This is a genomic window from Kitasatospora sp. NPDC101447, assembly GCF_044767225.1.
Classification (GTDB): domain Bacteria; phylum Actinomycetota; class Actinomycetes; order Streptomycetales; family Streptomycetaceae; genus Kitasatospora.
This window is the reverse complement of the sequence record NZ_JBIWNL010000003.1, coordinates 102,537-121,346: the sequence shown is the minus strand read 5'-3', so window position 1 is coordinate 121,346 and position 18,810 is coordinate 102,537. Positions and strand designations below refer to the sequence as shown.

Sequence of the window (18,810 nt, the reverse complement as noted above, 5' to 3'; positions counted from 1 at the left end):
GTCCGGAGGGTGGGTCCCGTGGGGTTCGCCGGTTCGGTTCTCCTCGCTGCGGATGCCTCCAGTGAACCCCGGAACCGGCCCGTCCGCACCGGCGCTGACACCACCATGACGCCGGTCGCACGCATCTTGACGGCCCGCTGACGGGCGCCTGCTGACGGCTGCGCCCGCCGGCGGCTGCGCCCGCCGGTGGTGCTCAGCCGAGACCGGGCACGAACTGGATCACCAGGTCGATCGCCTTGATGCCGAGGAACGGCAGCACCAGCCCGCCCAGCCCGTACACGCGAAGGTTGCGCCGGAGCAGGTCGGTCGCGGAGGCGGGCTGGTAGCGGACGCCGCGCAGGGCGAGCGGGATCAGCGCGACGATGATCAGCGCGTTGAAGATGATCGCGGAGGCGATCGCCGAGGTGGGGCTGTGCAGGCCCATGATGTTGAGGTGGTGCAGCCCGGGGTAGGCGTTCGCGAACATCGCGGGGATGATCGCGAAGAACTTGGCCACGTCGTTGGTGATCGAGAAGGTCGTCAACGCGCCTCGGGTGATGAGGAGTTGTTTGCCGACCCGGATGATGTCGATCAGCTTGGCCGGGTTGGAGTCGAGGTCGACCATGTTGCCGGCCTCCTTGGCGGCCGGGGTGCCGGAGTTCATGGCGACGCCGACGTCGGCCTGGGCGAGGGCCGGGGCGTCGTTGGTGCCGTCGCCGGTCATCGCGACCATGTTCCCGGCGGCCTGTTCGCGTCGCAGGTGGGCGAGCTTGTCCTCGGGGGTGGCCTCGGCGAGGAAGTCGTCCACGCCGGCCTCCTCCGCGATCGCCCTGGCGGTCAGCGGGTTGTCGCCAGTGACCATGACCGTGCGGATGCCCATCCGGCGCAGTTCGGCGAAGCGTTCGGCGATGCCCTCCTTCACCACGTCCTTGAGCTCGACCACGCCGAGTGCGCGGGCGCCGTGCCGGTCGTGGACGGCGACCAGCAGCGGGGTGCCGCCTGCCTCGGCGATCCGGTCGACCAGCGGCTTGGCCTCGATCGGCAGTCGTCCGCCGGAGTCGACGACCCAGCGGGCGACGGCGCTCGCGGCGCCCTTGCGGATCAGGCAGGTGGTGCCGTCGGGCCAGCGCAGGTCGACGCCGCTCATCCGGCTGTGCGCGGTGAACGGGACGGGCTGCTGCTCGCCGAGTTCGCCGGGGGAGCGGCGCGGCACCCAGTACTGACGGTTCGTCAGTTCGACCAATGAGCGCCCCTCCGGCGTCCCGTCCGCGACCGAGGCCAACTGGGCCGCCTCGGCGAGCTGTTCGGTGGTGGCGCCGGGCAGGGGGTGCAGGGCGACGGCCCGGCGGTTGCCGTGGGTGATGGTGCCGGTCTTGTCGAGCAGCAGGACGTCGACGTCCCCGGCGGCCTCCACCGCGCGGCCGGAGAGGGCGACCACGTTGCGCTGGACGAGCCGGTCCATGCCGGCGATGCCGATCGCGGAGAGCAGCGCGCCGATCGTGGTCGGGATGAGCGCGACCATCAGTGCGACCAGCACGATGGTGGTCTGCGGCGCATTCGCGTAGATGGCCATCGGCTGGAGGGAGACGACGGAGAGCAGGAAGACGATGGTGAGGGAGGCGAGCAGGATGTTGAGCGCGATCTCGTTCGGGGTCTTCTGCCGGTCGGCGCCCTCGACCAGGGCGATCATGCGGTCGACGAAGCTCTGCCCGGGCCGGGAGGTGACCCGGACGACCAGGTGGTCGGAGAGCACCGTGGTGCCGCCGGTGACGCCGGTGCGGTCGCCGCCTGACTCGCGGACGACGGGTGCCGACTCCCCGGTGATGGCGGATTCGTCGACGGTGGCGACGCCCTCGACCACCTCGCCGTCCTGCGGGATCACCTCACCGGCCGGCACGAGGACGATGTCGTGCAGCATCAACTGCTCGGCGGGGATGACCTCGTGGCGCAGGTCGCGGGTGCCGACCCGCCAGTGCAGCAGCCGTCGGGCGGTGGTGCCGGCCTGGGCGCGGCGCAGCGAGTCCGCCTGCGCCTTGCCGCGGCTCTCGGCGACGGCCTCGGCGAGGTTGGCGAACAGCACGGTCAGCCAGAGCCAGAACGAGATCACCCAGGCGAAGACGCCGGGATGGACGACGGCGCTGATGGTGGTGAGTGCCGAGCCGGTCTCGACCACCAGCATCACCGGGTTGCGCGCCATGACGCGCGGGTGCAGCTTGCGGACGGCTGCGGGCAGCGCCTCGGCGAGCTGCTGCCGGGTGATGAGCCGGCGGCGCCCGCTCCGGGCGTCGGGCGGCCGGTGGCTCGGGTGCTGCGGAGCTTGCCCGGGTGCACGCTCCCGGCGGCGGGACCGGTTCTGCTGGTCGGTGGTGGTGTCCGGGGTGGTGAGGGCCGAACGGCGCATCGTCTCGGGGGACCTTCCGGGCCGCCCGGTCGGGTGGGCGGCGGTTCGGGGATCGGCGGGGACGGCGGACAGCCCACCACCGCCGGTCCGCGCGCCATGCCGCTCTTGACGCAGGCTTGGCGGCGGGGACGCCGTCCTTGACGGCTCCCTGACACCGGGGCTGCGGCCCTGTCAGGGGAACGTCAAGGTCGGCGGCGGCGGCGTAGGCCATCCGTCAAGGACGGCTGCGGTCGGTGTGCGGAGGGTCTCCACTGGAGGTGAACGGAGGTGCGGCCCGCCACCGGGGTGGACTTCACACCCACCACCGCGGGACTGGCCGCACGACCCGCCACCGCGGGACTGGCCGCACGACCCGCCACCGCGGGGCGCACCGCACGACCCACCACCGAGAGGACCCGCCATGACCACCGCCACCCTCCTCGTCGACGTCGACCGGCCGCTGGAGCGCACCGCCCGCCCGGTGCCCGCCGCAGGGCGCCGGGACCGGCCCGAGCCGCCGGATCCGGCCCCGGCGGACGAGCGCGACCGCATCCGCACCCGCCCGGCGCACTGCCGCTTCGCGATGCACTACGAGGACTGACCGGCCGCCACCCCGACCCACCCCCCCCAGGAGCACCCTCATGACCCAGCTCATCGCTCGCCCTGCCGCCGGTTCTCCCGTAGCCGGTTCTCCCGTCACCGACGCGCCTGTCACCGACGGCCCCGTCACCGACGGTCCCGCCGCCGACCGGCTCGGCGGCCCGTGGCCGGCCTCGGCACGGCCCGGCCGGGGAGCCGACGTGCTGGTCGGCGGGGTCGGGCTGGCCGAGGCCGCCGAGCGGTTCGGCACCCCGCTGTACGTGCTGGACGAGGGCGAGGTGCGGGCCAGGGCGCGGGCGTACCGGCGGGCGCTGCCGCACGCCGAGGTGCTGTACGCGGCCAAGGCCTTCCTGTGCAGCGCGATGGCCGACTGGGTGGCCGACGAGGGCCTGGGCCTGGACGTCTGCTCGTCCGGCGAGCTGTGGCTGGCGGTCTCGGCGGGCTTCCCGCCGCAGCGGATCCTGCTGCACGGCAACGCGAAGTCGCCGGAGGAGCTCCGGTCGGCCCGGCGGCTGCGGGTGGGGCGGATCGTCATCGACGGGCCGGCCGAGATCGCCCGGCTCGCCGCGCTGGTGGCGGCCGACACCCCGCAGAAGGTGCTGGTCCGGGTCGTCCCGGGGATCGCGGCCGGGCACCATGCGGCGGTGCGGACGGGTGTCGGCGGGCAGAAGTTCGGCTTCCCGATCGAGGGCGGCGACGCGGCCGACGCGGTGGCCCGGGTGCTCGACCAGCCGGGGCTCGAACTCGCCGGTCTGCACTGCCACCTGGGGTCGCAGATCACCGAGGTGGAGCCGTACCTGCGGGCGGTCGACGCGCTGGTGGGCCTGCTGGCGGAGGTCCGCGACCGGCACGGCGTGGAGCTCCCCGAGCTGGACCTCGGCGGCGGCCACGGCATCAGGTACCTGCCGGGGGACGCGGAGCTGGACCTCGCCGAGTTCGCGGTGCGGGTGACCGACCGGGTGGCGGTGCGCTGCGCGGAGGCCGGGCTGGACGTGCCCCGGCTGGTGGTGGAGCCGGGTCGTGCGCTGGCCGGCCCGGCCGCGGTGGCGGTGTACCGGGTGCTGTCGGTGAAGCGCGTCGCGGACGGCCGGTGCTTCGTCGCGGTGGACGGCGGGATGAGCGACAACCCGCGCCCGGCGCTGTACGGATCGCCATACAGCGTGCGCCTGGTGGGCCGCCGCTCGGAGGCGGGCGAGGCCCGGGTGGACGTGGTGGGGCGCCACTGCGAGGCGGGGGACGTGCTGGTGCGCGATGCGGTGCTGCCCGCCGACGTGCGGCCGGGGGACCTGCTGGCCGTCCCGGCGGCCGGGGCGTACCAGCTGTCGATGGCCTCCGGCTACAACCTGGTCGGCCGCCCGGCGGTCGCCGCGGTGCGGGACGGCCGGGCGCGGCTGTTGATCCGGCGGGAGACGGTGGAGGACTTCCGGGCGCGCGAGGTCGGCCGCTGACGGCTCTCGTCGGCAGCCCCCGCTGACGGCCTCCGCGCTCGTTCCCCGCGAATGCCCTCCCCCGGCGGCCCCGAACGGCTGCGTCCGTCCGTATGACCGGCCACATCGATCACCGCGGAACTGGCATAGATCTTCCAGGAGAACACGGTTCGCTCCCCCCGCCACCCGGCGGCCGGGGGCCTGGAAGGCGAGGTGGCCGAGGTGGCGCAGGAGTCGAGCGGCAGTCAGGGCGGCGCGGACGCCGTCGAGCTCGGGGGGTATCACCAGGAGCTGAAGCGGACCCTCGGCTCCTTCCAGGTGTTCGCGATCTCGTTCGCGTTCATCTCGGTGGCGGTCGGTATCTTCGCCACGTACGACGACGTCCTGCAGAGCGCCGGGCCGGTCGGGATCTGGCTCTGGGTGATCGCCGCGGTGGGGCAGACGCTGGTGGCGCTGGTGGTGGCGCAGTTCGCCGCCCGCATCCCGCTCAGCGGTTCGTCCTACCAGTGGGCCTCCCGGCTGGCCACGCCGCGGGTCGGCTGGTGGTTCGGCTGGCTGACCTTCTGGTACCTGGCGATCGCGGTGGTGGCGATCGACAACGCCCTGGCGAGCCAGGCGTTCATGCCGCTCGTCGGGATCGATCAGGACGAGACGACGGCGCGCGTGATCACGCTGGTGGTGATGCTGATCCAGGCCGTGATCGCGGTCGCCTCCACGCGCCTGGTCAGCCTGATCAACTCCGTCGCGGTCGGGCTGGAGGTGGCGCTCGTCGTGGTGGTGGCGATCGCGCTGGTGGTCGTGGTGCTGGTCACGGGCGACGGCTCGGCCGGCAACCTGATCTCACGCGGCGTCACCGCGAACGCGCCCGACTACTTCGCCGTCGGCGGCGGACTGATGCTGGCCATGATCATGGGGCTCGCCACGCTCGTCGGCTTCGACTCGGCGGCGAACCTGGCCGAGGAGGCCAAGGACCCCTACCGGAGCGTCCCGCGCGCCATCGTGGGCTCGGTCGTGGCGGCCGGGCTCCTCGGCATGCTCTTCCTGATCGCGCTCACCGTCGCGATCAAGGACATCACCCGGATCAGCGGCGTCGGCTCACCGGTGGCGGCGATCCTGCGGGACCGCATGGGCCCGGCCGCGGAACGGATCCTGCTGATCGCGATCACGATCGCGTTCTTCGGTGCCGGGGTCGTGGTCATGGTCGCCTGCTCCCGGCTGGTCTTCGCGATGGCGCGTGACGGCCGGTTCCCCGCGCACCGGGTGATGCGGCGGGTCGACTCCCGTACCGGGACGCCGATCCCGGCCACGGTCCTGATCCTCGCGCTCGGGGTGCTGCTGATGGTCGCGTTGCCCGGCGACGCCCTGATCAAGCTCATCACGGCATCGACGATCATCCCGGCGATCATCTACGGCTCCACGGTCGTCCTCTACCTGGCCGTGCGCGGGCGGCTGAGCCGGCGGACCGGCGCCTTCGACCTCGGGCGCTTCGAAGTCCCGGTCGCGGTCAGCGCCCTGGTGTGGACGGCCCTCGCGCTGTTCGTGCTGGTGACCCCGCCGGACGCCGCGGTCCCGGTCGGGATCGTGGCCGGTCTGCTGGTGGTGGGCGGGCTGTACTTCCTGGGGATGCTGAGGTTCGACCGCGCGGCGCTGGAGAGCGAGCCGGGTGACGAGCACGCCTTCCGGGAGTGACCCGGCGTCGCCGCCCTTGCGGCCGAGGACCGCCGCCGGCGGTCGGGAGGGGCGGCGCTCCGGATAACGGAACGGTTGCGGAGCCCGTCCTTCCCGTGCGCACCTCTTGACGGCGCGGGGAGGGCGGGCGTTTGCTGTGTCCCGCTCGTTGGAACCCGTTTGGTTCTGGTTTGTTTTGTGTGTTTGAACGTTCAAAACGCTCCGGATGCCCCACGGAACCCGGCGAGCGCGCCATCACCCCCTCCCTCCCCCTGCCTTCCAGTGCCGCCCCACCGAGAGGAATGCAATGTCACACCTTTCTCGCCGCGACCTGCTCCGCACGTCCGGAGCGGGCTTGCTGGCCCTCGCCGCCGGCGGCACCCTCGCGGCCTGTGGCGGCTCCGGCTCGGGCGGCGCCTCCGGCGGGGACGCCGACAGCGGCACGATCACCGTCTGGTCCTGGGCCACCGCCGCCGAGGCCCTGCGCGGGATCGTCCCGGCCTTCGAGAAGGACAACCCCGGGATCAAGGTCGACGTCCAGGACATCGGCGAACCAGCCATCTGGGACAAGATCACCGTCGGCATGGCGGCCGGCGGCCAGGGCCTCGGCGACGTCCTGCACATCGGCTGCGACTACCTCCCGGGCTACCTGGAGAAGTTCCCCGGGGGCCTGGCCAACCTCTCCGAGTTCGGCGCCGACGCGCACAAGGACAAGTTCGCCAAGGGCCTGTGGCCGGTCGTCACCGGCAAGGAGGGCCACGTCTACGCGCTGCCGTGGGAGGTCAATCCGCTCGGCTTCTTCTACCGCAAGGACTACTTCGACAAGGCGGGCATCGATCCCGAGTCCCTCGCCACCTGGGACGACCTGATCGCCGTCGCCGACCGGTTCAAGGCCGCCAACCCCGGCATCGCCGTGATCGGCCTCAACAAGGCCGCCAACCCGACCCCCGACCTGGACTTCCTCCAGGGTCTGATGCAGCTCCAGGGAGCGTTCTACTTCGACCTCCAGGGGAAGATCACCGTCGGCTCCGAGCCGGCCGTCCGCGCCCTGACCATCGTCAAGCGACTGGAGGAGGCCGGGCTGATCGCCGACACCCCCGGAGTCCAGAGCTGGGTGCCCGTGATGAAGACGGGCAAGCTCGCGGTGGCCGCGATGCCCGCATGGGTCGCGCACTACCTGGAGAAGAAGTTCCCCGACCAGAGCGGAAACTGGCGCCTCACCAAGCCCCCGGCAGTGACCCCCGGCGGGAAGCGCACCGCCCTGGTCAACTCCACCCACCTGGCCGTCTCCGCCTCCAGCCCGCGCCGCCGCGCCGCCTGGAAGTTCGTCGAGTACGCGCTCACCCGCACCGCCTCGGTGAACGCCATGTTCAACGCCGGCGGTGTCTTCCCGGCCCTCACGGAGGCCTACACCGACCCGCTGTACGCCGCGCCGAGCGCCTACTACGGAGGCCAGCCGGTGCTCAGGACCTTCGCCGACCTCGCCACCGACGGCGGCGACCCCACCAACTACTCCGGCGACTACGCCCGCGCCCTCAAGCTCGTCAGCGACGCCCAGACCAAGGTCCTCCTCAAGGGCGCCGACCCGGCCGCCGTCCTCCAGGACGCCGCGAAGCAGCTCGCCCAGCAGACCGGACGCACGATCGCATGACCGCCGCCGCCCCGTCCGTCACCCTCGCCAAGGACGCCGCGCGGGCCCACCGCGCTGCCCGGTGGCGTCGCACCGCAGTGCCGTACCTGCTGCTCGCCCCCGCCCTCCTGACCTTCGGCGTGTTCAAGGCCTACCCGGTCGTCGACTCGCTGTTGCTGTCCTTCACCACCGGCTCGGGCGCCGCCACCCGCAGCGCCGGTCTCGCCAACTACCGGCGCCTGCTGGCCGATCCGTTGTTCTGGACGGCGCTGCGCAACACCGCCGAGATCCTCGTCGTGCAGGTCCCGCTGATGCTCGCGCTGGCCGTGCTGATGGCCGTCGCCATCAACTCCGCGTTCGTGCGCTGGCGCGCGGTGTGGCGGCTCGGCATCTTCATGCCCTCGGTCACCGGCCTGGTGGCCACCGGCGTGATCTTCGCCTATCTGCTCAAGGCCGACGACGGTGCGGTCAACTGGTTGCTGGACGCCGTCGGACTGCCCACCGCCGACTGGCTGGGCCAGCCGTTCTGGGCCCGGATGGCCGTCGTCCTGGTGCTCACCTGGCACTACACCGGCTACAACGCCGTCATCTACCTCGCCGGCCTGCAGTCCATCCCCAGGGAACTGTACGAGGCCGCGATGGTCGACGGCGCCGGACCGATCCGCCGCTTCACCGCGATCACCCTGCCCGGCCTGCGCCCGGTGCTGCTCTTCACGCTCGTGCTGTCCACCATCGGCACGCTCCAGCTCTTCGACGAACCGTACGTGCTGACGGGCGGCGGCCCGGACAACGCGACACTCACCGTTTCCATGTACCTGTACCAGAACGGCTTCAGGTACTTCGACTTCGGCTACGCGTCCGCCATCGCCTACGCGCTCACCCTGCTCGTGTCGGTGCTCGGCGCGGTCCAGATGCGCCTGATGGGAGAGCGCGACCGATGAACCTCCGCAAACTCCGCGGCTGGCCGCTGACCTTCGTGCTCGCCGGCATCACCGGGCTGTCCGTCGGCCCCTTCTACTGGCTGGTGATCGCCTCCACCCGCAAGGACACCGAGATCTTCGACTGGCCGCCCAAGCTGCTGCCCGGCGGGCACCTCGGTGAGAACCTCAGCCACCTCCAGCAGAAGATCGGCCTGCTCCGCGTGGTCGGCAACTCGCTGCTGGTGGCGGGGGTCCAGACGATCGGCGCCCTCGTCGTGGCGTTGCTGGCGGGGTACGCCTTCGCCAAGTTCCGTTTCCGCGGCCGGACCCTGCTCTTCGCACTGCTGCTGTCCACCCTCGTCGTGCCCGAACAGGTCATGCTGGTACCACTGTTCAAGATGATGATGGACTTCGGTCTGCTGGACACCTACCAGGCGCTGATCCTGCCCGGTCTGTGCGTGCCGTTCGCCGTGTTCCTGATGCGGCAGTCGCTGAGCAGTCTGCCGGACGAGCTCCTGGACGCCGCCCGGGTCGACGGCGCGGGCGAACTCCGGGTGCTGTTCAGCGTGGTCGTGCCGGTCATGCGGCCGGTGCTCGCGGCCCTGTCGATCTTCCTCTTCCTGGGGTCCTGGAACCAGTTCGTGTGGCCGCTGATCGCCCTGCGCAGTCCCGCGATGCACACCTTGCCCGTCGCGCTGGCGACCCTGCAGGGCAACAAGTCCAACACCGACTACGGCGCGATCCTCTCCGGCACCGCGCTGTCCACCCTGCCGATGATGGTCCTCTTCCTGGTCCTCCAACGGCAGTTCATCTCCGGCCTGCTGGCCGGCGCCACGAAGGGATGACGACCGTGACCGACATCTGGGAGCCGCACGCGCCCACCGCCGGCGGTCTGCGCCCGCTGCACGCCCAGGGCCTGGACCTGCGGGTCAGCGGCGCGGCCACGGCCCGGGAGATCGCCGACGGGGTGCTGGAGGTGAGCGCCGAGGGCGAGGGCGACGTCCGGATCGAGTGGCGGGTGCCCTGCGTGGACGCCAATGCGCTGTGGACGCCCGAGCCGCACGGCACCGGCCGGCTGCCCGCCGCCTGGAGCGCCCCGCAGCGCACCGGGCTGACCCGCGGCGCGCCGATCGCCGCACTCGTCGGCACCGGGGACGTCGCGCTGTGCGCCTTCGCCGCCGGACGCCCCGACGTGCTGGCCGGGGCCGGCGTGGTCGAGGAGAGCGGCGAGTTCCGGTTCTGGGCCCAGGCCACCGACCGGCTCACCGTCCGGATCGACACCTCGCGCCGGCACTACGCCCGCAGCCTGGCCGAACTCGCCGCCTGGTGGGGCGCCGACCACAAAGCCGACATCCCCGAGGCCGCCCGCCGCCCCGCCTACTCCACCTGGTACTCGATGCACCAGGACGTCTCGCCCGAAGGCGTCGAGACGCAGGCCGCGCTCGGCAAGGAACTCGGCCTGGACGTGATCATCGTGGACGACGGCTGGATGACCGCCGACCGCACCCGCGGCTACGCCCACTGCGGCGACTGGGAGCCCGTCTCGCTGCCCGACACCGCCGCCCACGTACGGCGCGTCCACGACCTCGGCGTGCGCTACCTGCTCTGGTACGCCCTGCCGTTCATCGGCAAGGACAGCGCCGCGTACCAGCGGATCGGCCGCCACGCGCTCGCCGACGCCGCCCACATGGGCGCGGTCGTCGCCGACCCGCGCTACCCCGAGGTCCGCGCCTTCCTCACCGACCGGCTCGCCCGCGCGGTCGAGGAGTGGGGCATGGACGGCCTCAAGGTCGACTTCGTCGACTGGTTCGCCCGGGACGCCGACGGCGCCCCGCCGGCCGGCCCCGAGGCGGACTGCGTGAGCGTGGACGAGGGCGTCGACCGGCTGCTCGCCGGGATCCGCCGCCGGATCACCGCCGCGAACCCCGACGCCATGATCGAGCACCGCCAGCCGTACGTCAGCCCGGGCCTGTGGCCGTACGTCACCATGATCCGCGCCACCGACTGCCCGCTCAGCCCGCAGGAGAACCGGCAGCGGACCATCGACGTGCGGCTCGCCGCCGGGCCCGTCCCCGTCCACGCCGACATGCTGATGTGGCACCCGGCCGAACCGCCGGAGCAGGTCGCCTGCCACCTGATCAACGTGCTGTTCTCCGTCCCGCAGATCTCCGTCGACCTCACCGCGCAGAGCGACGGGCAGCGCGAGGCGATCGCCTTCTGGCTCGGCGTGTTCCGCACACACACCGCGACCCTGCAACTCGGCGAACTGCTCCCGGCCCGCCCCGACCTCGGCTACCCGATGGTCACCGCGCGCGGCGCCGACACCGTCGCCGTCGCCCGCTACGCCGCACTGCCGGTGGACGCCTCCGGCGGCTGGCACACCCTGCTGGTGGCCAACGCCGACACCGACCCGGACGTCCGGCTCACCGGCGGCAGCGGGACGGCCACGATGACGGTGCAGGACGCCCGGGGGCGTATCGTCCGGCAGGGCGAGGTCGAGCTGGACCGTGCGGAACCGATCCCCGTGCCGCGCGGCGGACTGCTGACCCTGCACCGCAGCTGACCACGCCCGGAGCCACAGCCGACCACGCCCGGAGCCGCAGCCGACCACGCCTGGAGGAGACCGGATGCCCGAGGGACCGCAGCGACCGCGCCGCGGCGCCACCACGATCGAGGAGGTCGCCCGCGCGGCCGGGGTCTCCCGGCAGACCGTCTCCAACGCGCTCAACGCCCCGCAGCGGGTCCGCCCGGAGACCCTCGACCGGGTCACCACCGCGATCCGCGAACTCGGCTACCAGCCCGACCAGTCGGCGCGTTCGCTGCGCAGCGGCGCCCGGCGCACCCTCGGCTACCTCGCCCCGGTGGACGACCCGCTCGACCCCAACCCGCTGATGGCCGGCTTCCTGGAGGCCCTGGTCGACGCGGCCGGAGCCGAGGGGCAGCGGGTGCTGCTGTTCCGGCCCGCACCGCCGGCCGGGGACCCGGTGGCCGCGATCGACGAACTGGTGGCGGCCCGTCAGGTGGACGGGCTGGTCCTGGCGGACGTGCTGGCGCAGGACCCCCGGATCGCGCACGTCGCACGGCTCGGCGTCCCCTTCGTCAGCTTCGGCCGCACCGGCCCGGGGGAGCCGCAGCACTGGGTGGACATCGCCAACGACGCGGCGACGGCAGAGGTGGTGCGGCACCTCGCGGCGCTGGGCCACCGCCGGATCGGCTACCTCGGGGTCGACGAGCAGCTGCCCTGGATGGCGGCCCGCCGGGCGGGCTTCCTCGCCGAGGCCCGCCGGCTGGGCCTGTCCGCGGTGGCGCTCCCCGGGGCGGCGTTTCCCGGGGCGGCGGGGGAGAGACGGGAGGCGGCCGCGGCGCCTTCCGCGGTCGCCGCCGTCCGGGCGTTGCTGAGCGGGCCCGACCGGCCCACCGCCGTCGCGGCCGGCAGCGACCTGCTGGCGCTGGACGTGTACGAGGCGGTGCGGGCGGAGGGGCTGGCGGTCGGGCCCGGTGGGGTGGCCGTCACCGGCTTCCACGACACGCCGCTCTGCCGCCACCTCCACCCCGCCCTGACCTCCGTCCGGCTGCCGCTGCGCGCGATCGCCACGGCGCTGGTCGGCCGGCTGCTGGGCCGGGTGCGGGGGGAGGCGGTACCGGCGGCGGGCCTGGAGCTGCCCACCGAGCTGGTGGTGCGGGGGAGCAGCGCGTGACGACGGGACGACCGGCGCCCGTCTGACGCCCGGGCCGGTCAGCCCGAGGCCGTCGCCCGAGGCCGTTCAGCCGCGCCCGTTCGCCCGAGGCCGTCCGCCCGCGCCCGTCCGCCCGCCCCCGGCTCAGGCCCGGTGAGCCGCCGGGCGCTCCGGGGACGCCTCCGCGAGCGCCCGGGTCACGGCGTCGACGCCGGCCCGCAGCCCGTACACCGGGGTGGCCGGCTGCTGGCGCCAGGAGTCGTCGAGGCCGCCCGCGTCCACCGTGTCGAAGCCCAGCTCGTCGACCAGCGCCCGGACGACCTGCTTGGCCGCCTCGTCGTCCCCCGACACCGGTACGGCGAGGCGGTCCGGGTCGCCCGCCGGGAGCGGCCGCTCCAGCAGGTCCTGCGCGTAGGTGCCGTTGAACACCTTCACCACCGGGTGGCCGAGGTGCTGCTCCGTCCACCGGCTCTCGGTCAGCCCGCCGTCCTCGATCGCGTCGATCCGGCCGTCGCGCTCCTTCGGGTAGTAGTTGCCGGTGTCGATCACGACCACGCCGTCGGCGGCCTCGTCGAACAGCCCGGAGGGCAGGTCCGGCACGTTCTTCAACGGGACGGTCACGACCATCAGCTGCGCGCCCCGCGCCGCCTCGGCGACCGGCACCGCCGTCGCGCCCGTCTCCTCGACCAGGGCCTTCAGCGTCTCCGGGCCGCGCGAGTTGGCCACCGAGACGTCGTGCCCGAGCGCGGTCAGCCGCCGCGTCAGGTTGCCGCCGATGTTGCCCGCGCCGATGATGCCGATCTTCATGGGAAGCCCCTCGTCTGCGAGTTCTGCGATTCCTGCGAGTCCTGCGATTCCGCGAAGTCCGCGAGTTCCGTACTGGCTCGTCGCCTTGGCCCAACGACGTGCCGACCGCTCCGATTCCCCGCAACCGGGTGGTTTTCCGGAGGCCGGACCCGGCGGTCCCCGCGTGCCTGGTCCTGTCAGGGCCAGGCACGGGAGGGCGCGCCCGGGTGAGAATCACTCCCGTGAACCCGAGCAGCACCCTGAGCGAATTCCTGCGCACCCGCCGCGCCCGGCTGCGGCCCGAGGACGTCGACCTGCCCGACTACGGCGGCCGCCGCCGCGTCGCCGGGCTGCGCCGCGAGGAACTCGCCCACCTGGCGGGCGTCAGCGTGGACTACTACACCCGCCTGGAACAGGGCCGGGTCGGCAACCCCTCGCAAGCCGTCCTCGACGCCGTCGCCCGCGCCCTGCGCCTCGCCCCCGACGAGTCCGGCCACCTCCACCGGCTGGCCCGCCCCGTCACCCGACCCCGCCGGCCGACCGCCCGCCAGCAGCCCCGCCCCTCCCTGCTGCGCCTGCTGGAACAACTGGACCACACCCCGGCCGTCGTGATGGGCCACCGGATGGACGTCCTGGCCTGGAACCGGGCCGCCACCGCGCTGTTCGGCGACTACGGCGCCCTCCCGGTCGAGGAGCGCAACATCGCCCGCATCACCTTCCTGGACCCGGCCTCCCGCGAGCTCTACGGCGACTGGGCGACCTGCGCCCGGGAGAACGTCGCCTTCCTCCACCTGGAGGCCGGCCGCCGCCCCGACGACCCGCTGCTCGCCGAACTGGTCGGCCAACTCTGCCTCTCCAGCGAGGAGTTCCACCGCTTCTGGGCCGAACACCCGGTCGCCGACAAGACCTCGGGCCGCAAGCTCTTCCACCACCCCCTGGCCGGCGCCCTCGACCTCGCCTACGACACCCTCCGCCCCGCCGACGACCCCTCCCAGGCCCTCGTCACCTACACCGCCGACCCCGACACCCCCTCCGACGACGCCCTGCGGCTGCTGCTCTCCTGGGCGGCCTCCCGGTGAGTCCCGAGCGCCCGCCCGGCAGCCGGCTGCAGCACCTCCTCGCCGGCCTGCCCGCCGCCTTCGCGGCCGCGCCCCGGCCCGGCCGGATCGACGCCTGCCCCTGCTGCACCCCGCAGGCCGCCCTCGACACCCTGCTGCGCACACCCCGCGAACTGCTGGGGCCCGACGAACTGACGCGCTACGCCACGTCGGTGCTGAACACCGTCGGCTCCCCGGCGGATCTGCGGTACTTCACGCCCCGCATCCTCCGGCTCCTCCTCACCGGTGAACTCCTGCTCCCCGACCTGGAACCGTTCTGCGGCAAGCTCGACCGGGCGGCCTGGCGGGACTGGCCGGAGGCCCCGTACCTCGGCGAACTCCTCGACGCCCTCTGGACGGACGTCCTGACCGGCCCCGAGTGGTGGGACGCCGAAGCCGTCCTGTGCGCCCTCACCGCCGCTGACCCGGGGTGCGTCGACCGGCGGCTGGCGGAATGGGCCCGACTGGCGACACCGACCGCCGTCGAGCGCCTGCACGAGTTCCTCCTCGTCGGCCCCGGGCCCCGGAACGCCTTCTGGGACCGGACGAGCCCGTCCTACCGGGCCTTCACCGCATGGCTGCGCGGCCCCGTCCTGCTCGACGCCGTCGCCGACGCGTTCGACCGGACCGAGGAACCCGCTCACCTCGAACAACTCGCCACCGTCCATGACATCTTGGGGACTCTGCCGTACCGTCCGTCCATGTGACCCTCGACCAGGCGTACGTGAACCAGATCTTCCTCCCGGCGACCTACGCCGAGGGGGTTCCGTACGGGCTGTTCCGTGAGCTGCGCGCGTCCGCCCCGGTCTGCTGGGTGGAGGAGCCGGCCGTGGGGGAGTGGCCGGCCGGGCCGGGCTACTGGGCGGTGCTGCGGCACGCGGACGTGAAGCACGTGCTGCGCAGCCCGGAGGACTTCTCCTCGCACCTGGGCGCCACCCAGATCCGGGACCCGGACACCCCGGCCGACCTGGACTTCGCGCGGGCGATGATGCTCAACCAGGACCCGCCCGACCACTCCCGGCTGCGCCGGGCCGTCGCCGCCGCCTTCACCCCGCGGGCGCTCCGGGAGCTGACCGCCGCCATCGAGGCCCGCGCAGCCGAACTCGTCGCTGCCGTCCGCCCGCTGGGCGAAACCGACTTCGTGCCGCTCGCCGCCGACCTGCCGGTGTGGACGCTCGCCCGGATCCTCGGCGTGCCGGAGCGGGACCGGCAGTTGCTGGTCGACTGGTCGAACCGCGTCATCGGCTACCAGGACCCCGACCACGCCCACTCCAGCACCGCCGACCCGTCCCGGCTCACCGACCTGGGGCGTGCCGCGCTGGCCCACCGCCCGGAGGCCCGCACCACCCCCGACGGCCGGCCCGTCAACCCGCGCTCGCGGGCCGCACTCGCGGACATGTTCGCCTACGCGCACGCGCTGGCCGAGCAGCCGCCGCCCGGCAGCATCGTGGCCCGGATGCGGGAATCCGGGCTGAGCGTCGCGGAGTTCGAGACGATGTTCTTCCTCTTCGGAGTCGCCGGCAACGAGACTCTGCGCAACGGTCTGCCGGGTGGGCTGCATTCCCTGCTCACCCACGCCGACCAATATCGCCTGCTGTGCCGACGGCCGGATCTCGTCGCTTCGGCGGTGGACGAGCTGCTCCGATTCTGGCCGCCCGTACTGGAGTTCCGGCGCACGGCGACGCGGGACGTCGAGCTCGGTGGGCAGGTGATCCGCGGCGGCGACAAGGTGGTGGTGTACCACGCTTCCGCAAACCGCGACGAGTCGGTCTTCTCCGATCCGGATCGCCTGGACATCACCCGTACGCCGAACGATCACGTCAGCTTCGGTTTCGGCCCGCACTTCTGCGTCGGAGCGCAACTGGCCAGGATCCAGATGTCGGCGGTGCTCCGGCGGATCGTCACGGAGCTGCCGGAGCTGGAGCTCACTCCGGGCGCGCCGGCCACCCGGCTGGTCTCGAACTTCCAGAACGGCCTCAAGAGCCTGAGCGTCCGCTGGCGCTGACCCGCGCTGACCCGCGCTGACCCGCGAGCACCGGCCCGGCCCCGGCCGGCGCGAGGTCCGGTCGGCTCGCCGGAGAAGCCGAATGATCGTAAGCCCCGCACGGGACGGAAAGCCGGCGCACGCGGTTCTGCTCATGAACCCATAGGATTCCCCTAACCTTCCGTGAAGGTGAGGAAGCCTCCGATATCTCGTAATCCGGTGCCCCTTCTCCGCATTTCACCAAGGCCGCTACGGTGTGCGCCATGACGTCCGTCCTCGTCGTCGAAGACGACCCCGCAATCCGCGCTTCCCTCATAGAGGTGCTGACCAATCACCACCTCCTGGTGCGCAGTTCTCCGAACGGCTTCGGCGCGCTGCGCGAGATCACCCGGCGGCCGCCGGATGCGATCGTCCTCGACCTGGGACTGCCGGACCTGGACGGCGCCGACGCCCTGCGGATGATCCGCGGCCTGTCCCAGGTCCCCGTCCTGGTGGCGACGGCCCGGGACGACGAGCGGGAGATCATCAAGCTTCTCCATGCGGGAGCCGACGACTACCTGGTGAAGCCGTTCTCCGGTGGACAACTGGTGGCCCGCCTGATCGCCGTGCTGCGACGCTGCTCCGCTCCCGCCGCCTTCCCCGCGGCAGGTCCGGCGGCACCGGCGGGCCCGGTGCCCGGTGCGGACCGCGGTGCGATCGTCGTGGGCGACCTGTGCATCGAGCCGACGGCGCGGACGGCGCGTCTCGCCGGCGGGGATCTCCCCCTGACCAGGCGCGAGTTCGACCTCCTGGAGTTCCTCGCCCGGAACGCGGGACGGGTCGTCTCCCGGCAGGTGATCCTCGCCGAGGTCTGGCGCCAGCCGTACGTGGACGAGAAGACCGTCGACGTCCACCTGTCCTGTCTGCGCCGCAAGATGGGCGAGCGGGCCTCCCGGCCCCGCTACCTGCACACCGTCCGGGGAGTCGGCGTGAAGCTGGTGGCCCCCCAGTGAGATCCACCCTCGCCACCGTCGCCCTGGTGGCGACCTCCATGGTCGCCCTCTCCTTCCTGGTGCCGCTGGCCCTGCTCCTGCGCACCCAGGTGCAGACGCAGGCCATGCTGGCCGCCGAACAGCGGGCGGCCGCCCTGGTGCCCGCCACGGTGACCCTGGCGGCCCGGCCCGCGGACCTGGAGCTGGTGGTGGCCCGTCTGGAGCTGGCCGGTCGGCACAGCGTCCATCTGCCGGACGGCCGGACCGTCGGCACCGCGCACGCCCCCGCGGACCGGCTGGACCGGGTCGTGCGGGAGCGGCGGTCCTTCACCGGCGCGGTCCCCGGCGGCCGGGCCTACCTCCAGCCGGTGCCCCTGGAGGGGAGCCGGGTGGCCGTCGTGGAGGAGTTCGTACCGCAGGCCGAACTGAACCAGGGGGTGGCCCGGGCCTGGACGGTGATGGCCCTGCTCGCCGTGGGCCTCGTGATCGGCTCGGTCCTGCTGGCCGACCGTCTCGGCGCCCGCGTGGTGCGCGCCTCCCGCACCCTGTCCGACGCCTCGGCGGCGCTGGGCGCCGGCGACCTCGGGGCGCGGGTCGAACCGAGCGGGCCACCGGAGCTCCGGGCGGCCGGACTGGCGTTCAACAGCATGGCCGATCGCGTGACGCAGCTCCTCGAATCCGAGCGGGAGCTGGTCGCGGACCTCTCGCACCGGCTCAGGACCCCGCTGACGGCGTTGCGCCTCACCACCGAGCAGGTCGGCACGGTCGCGGGCTCCACGCGGGTGAGCGAGGCGATCGACCACCTCGAATCCGAACTGGACTCGATCATCGTCACGGCCCGCATGCCGCTGTCCGGCAGGCCGCTCGGTGCCAAGGACGGCACCGGTTCCCGTGCCCGGGGGGCCGGGCACCCCGGGCGGCGCTCCGCCGAACTGTGCCGGGTGTCGGAGCTGGCCGCGCACCGCGTCGGCTTCTGGTCGGTGCTCGCCGAGCAGGAGGGCCGGTGGTGCACCTTCGAGGCGACCGACGAACCCACGCCCGTGCTGCTGCCGGACGACCACCTGGCCGCCATGGTCGACGCCCTGGTCGGCAACGTCTTCCGGCACACCCCCGAGGGGACCGCCTTCGCGGTGAGCGTGCAGCGGACGGCCCAGAGCGTCGTGCTGGTCGTCGAGGACGGCGGCCCCGGCATCCAGGACCCGGGCAGTGCGCTGTCCCGGGGAGTCAGCAGCGGCGGGTCGACCGGCCTCGGGCTGGACATCGCCCGTACCGCAGCCGAGTCGACCCGGGGGCGCCTGTCGATCGGCCGCAGCACGCTGGGCGGGGCACGGGTGGAAGTGGCCCTCGGCCTCGCCCCGGACTCACGGTTCGCCCTCGGCCGGCCGTGGCGCCACCGCCGGCGGCGCGTCACGGAGGTCCTCCGGCGCAGCCGGCAGGACTGAGGCCCGTTCGCGGACGGGGCGTGTCCCGTCCGCCGTGCCGCCGTGCGCCGTGCCCGGTTCGTCGTGCCGCCGTGCGCCGTGCCGAGCAATTCGCAAAGGCGCCGGATCGTCGAGGACATGCAAATTCAGCGCGGATGTCGGTACGCCTTGTTGACGGATTGTCTTGCAAATATTTGAACGTTCTGAGTATTTGCGTGATCGGACCTTGACGTGGGAAGTTCCTCGCGGCCAAGATCCTCTACCGACGGG

15 protein-coding genes are annotated in these 18,810 nt (G+C 73.1%); 13 read left to right on the top strand and 2 right to left on the bottom strand.

Annotation, left to right across the window (positions count from 1 at the left end; translation table 11 throughout):
• Positions 1-193 precede the first annotated feature (193 nt).
• Positions 194-2,380 carry a potassium-transporting ATPase subunit KdpB gene (kdpB, locus tag ACIRST_RS05515; RefSeq protein WP_402800285.1) on the bottom strand — a complete coding sequence of 729 codons (2,187 nt, stop codon included), beginning with the start codon at positions 2,378-2,380 and terminating at the stop codon, positions 194-196.
• Positions 2,381-2,780: 400 nt separating this feature from the next.
• On the opposite strand from kdpB, the gene ACIRST_RS05510 reads away from it, so the two are divergent.
• From ACIRST_RS05510 to ACIRST_RS05475, 8 genes are all read left to right on the top strand, one after another.
• The gene (locus ACIRST_RS05510) at positions 2,781-2,960 is read left to right on the top strand and encodes a hypothetical protein (protein ID WP_402800283.1); all 180 of its coding nucleotides are present in this window, start codon (positions 2,781-2,783) and stop codon (positions 2,958-2,960) included.
• A gap of 40 nt (positions 2,961-3,000) precedes the next feature.
• Positions 3,001-4,407, top strand: coding sequence for a diaminopimelate decarboxylase (gene lysA / locus ACIRST_RS05505; RefSeq protein WP_402800282.1), 1,407 nt, complete (start codon positions 3,001-3,003; stop codon positions 4,405-4,407).
• A 201-nt stretch (positions 4,408-4,608) separates the two neighbouring features.
• Positions 4,609-6,075 (top strand): amino acid permease, encoded by a 1,467-nt coding sequence (locus tag ACIRST_RS05500; protein ID WP_350521106.1) that lies wholly within the window; start codon positions 4,609-4,611, stop codon positions 6,073-6,075.
• Positions 6,076-6,361: 286 nt separating this feature from the next.
• A complete protein-coding gene (locus tag ACIRST_RS05495) occupies positions 6,362-7,705 on the top strand; it encodes a sugar ABC transporter substrate-binding protein (protein ID WP_350521105.1) in 1,344 nt (447 codons plus the stop codon).
• Complete coding sequence (locus ACIRST_RS05490; protein ID WP_402800278.1) at positions 7,702-8,625, top strand: carbohydrate ABC transporter permease; 924 nt, start codon at positions 7,702-7,704, stop codon at positions 8,623-8,625. Before ACIRST_RS05495 ends, ACIRST_RS05490 begins: the two co-directional genes overlap by 4 nt.
• On the top strand, positions 8,622-9,449 hold the full coding sequence (locus tag ACIRST_RS05485) for a carbohydrate ABC transporter permease (protein WP_350521103.1): 828 nt from the start codon (positions 8,622-8,624) through the stop codon (positions 9,447-9,449). Before ACIRST_RS05490 ends, ACIRST_RS05485 begins: the two co-directional genes overlap by 4 nt.
• Positions 9,446-11,167 carry a glycoside hydrolase family 36 protein gene (locus tag ACIRST_RS05480; RefSeq protein ID WP_402800276.1) on the top strand — a complete coding sequence of 574 codons (1,722 nt, stop codon included), beginning with the start codon at positions 9,446-9,448 and terminating at the stop codon, positions 11,165-11,167. The genes ACIRST_RS05485 and ACIRST_RS05480 overlap by 4 nt, the downstream gene beginning before the upstream one ends.
• Positions 11,168-11,231: 64 nt before the next feature.
• Positions 11,232-12,302: a LacI family DNA-binding transcriptional regulator gene (locus ACIRST_RS05475; RefSeq protein WP_402800274.1), complete on the top strand. Its 1,071-nt coding sequence runs from the start codon at positions 11,232-11,234 to the stop codon at positions 12,300-12,302.
• A gap of 123 nt (positions 12,303-12,425) precedes the next feature.
• Here ACIRST_RS05475 and ACIRST_RS05470 read toward each other — a convergent pair whose 3' ends face one another.
• Positions 12,426-13,088, bottom strand: a complete 663-nt coding sequence (locus tag ACIRST_RS05470) for an NADPH-dependent F420 reductase (protein ID WP_402800272.1) — start codon at positions 13,086-13,088, stop codon at positions 12,426-12,428.
• A gap of 221 nt (positions 13,089-13,309) precedes the next feature.
• On the opposite strand from ACIRST_RS05470, the gene ACIRST_RS05465 reads away from it, so the two are divergent.
• The 5 genes from ACIRST_RS05465 to ACIRST_RS05445 all read left to right on the top strand — a co-directional run bounded on the left by ACIRST_RS05465 (position 13,310) and on the right by ACIRST_RS05445 (position 18,561).
• The gene (locus tag ACIRST_RS05465; protein WP_402800271.1) at positions 13,310-14,146 is read left to right on the top strand and encodes a helix-turn-helix domain-containing protein; all 837 of its coding nucleotides are present in this window, start codon (positions 13,310-13,312) and stop codon (positions 14,144-14,146) included.
• Positions 14,143-14,871, top strand: a complete 729-nt coding sequence (locus ACIRST_RS05460; RefSeq protein ID WP_402800268.1) for a hypothetical protein — start codon at positions 14,143-14,145, stop codon at positions 14,869-14,871. The genes ACIRST_RS05465 and ACIRST_RS05460 overlap by 4 nt, the downstream gene beginning before the upstream one ends.
• The gene (locus tag ACIRST_RS05455) at positions 14,868-16,169 is read left to right on the top strand and encodes a cytochrome P450 (RefSeq protein ID WP_402800266.1); all 1,302 of its coding nucleotides are present in this window, start codon (positions 14,868-14,870) and stop codon (positions 16,167-16,169) included. Before ACIRST_RS05460 ends, ACIRST_RS05455 begins: the two co-directional genes overlap by 4 nt.
• 242 nt (positions 16,170-16,411) lie before the next feature.
• Positions 16,412-17,140: a response regulator transcription factor gene (locus tag ACIRST_RS05450; RefSeq protein ID WP_402800264.1), complete on the top strand. Its 729-nt coding sequence runs from the start codon at positions 16,412-16,414 to the stop codon at positions 17,138-17,140.
• Positions 17,137-18,561 (top strand): HAMP domain-containing sensor histidine kinase, encoded by a 1,425-nt coding sequence (locus ACIRST_RS05445; protein WP_350521095.1) that lies wholly within the window; start codon positions 17,137-17,139, stop codon positions 18,559-18,561. The genes ACIRST_RS05450 and ACIRST_RS05445 overlap by 4 nt, the downstream gene beginning before the upstream one ends.
• Positions 18,562-18,810 lie beyond the last annotated feature (249 nt).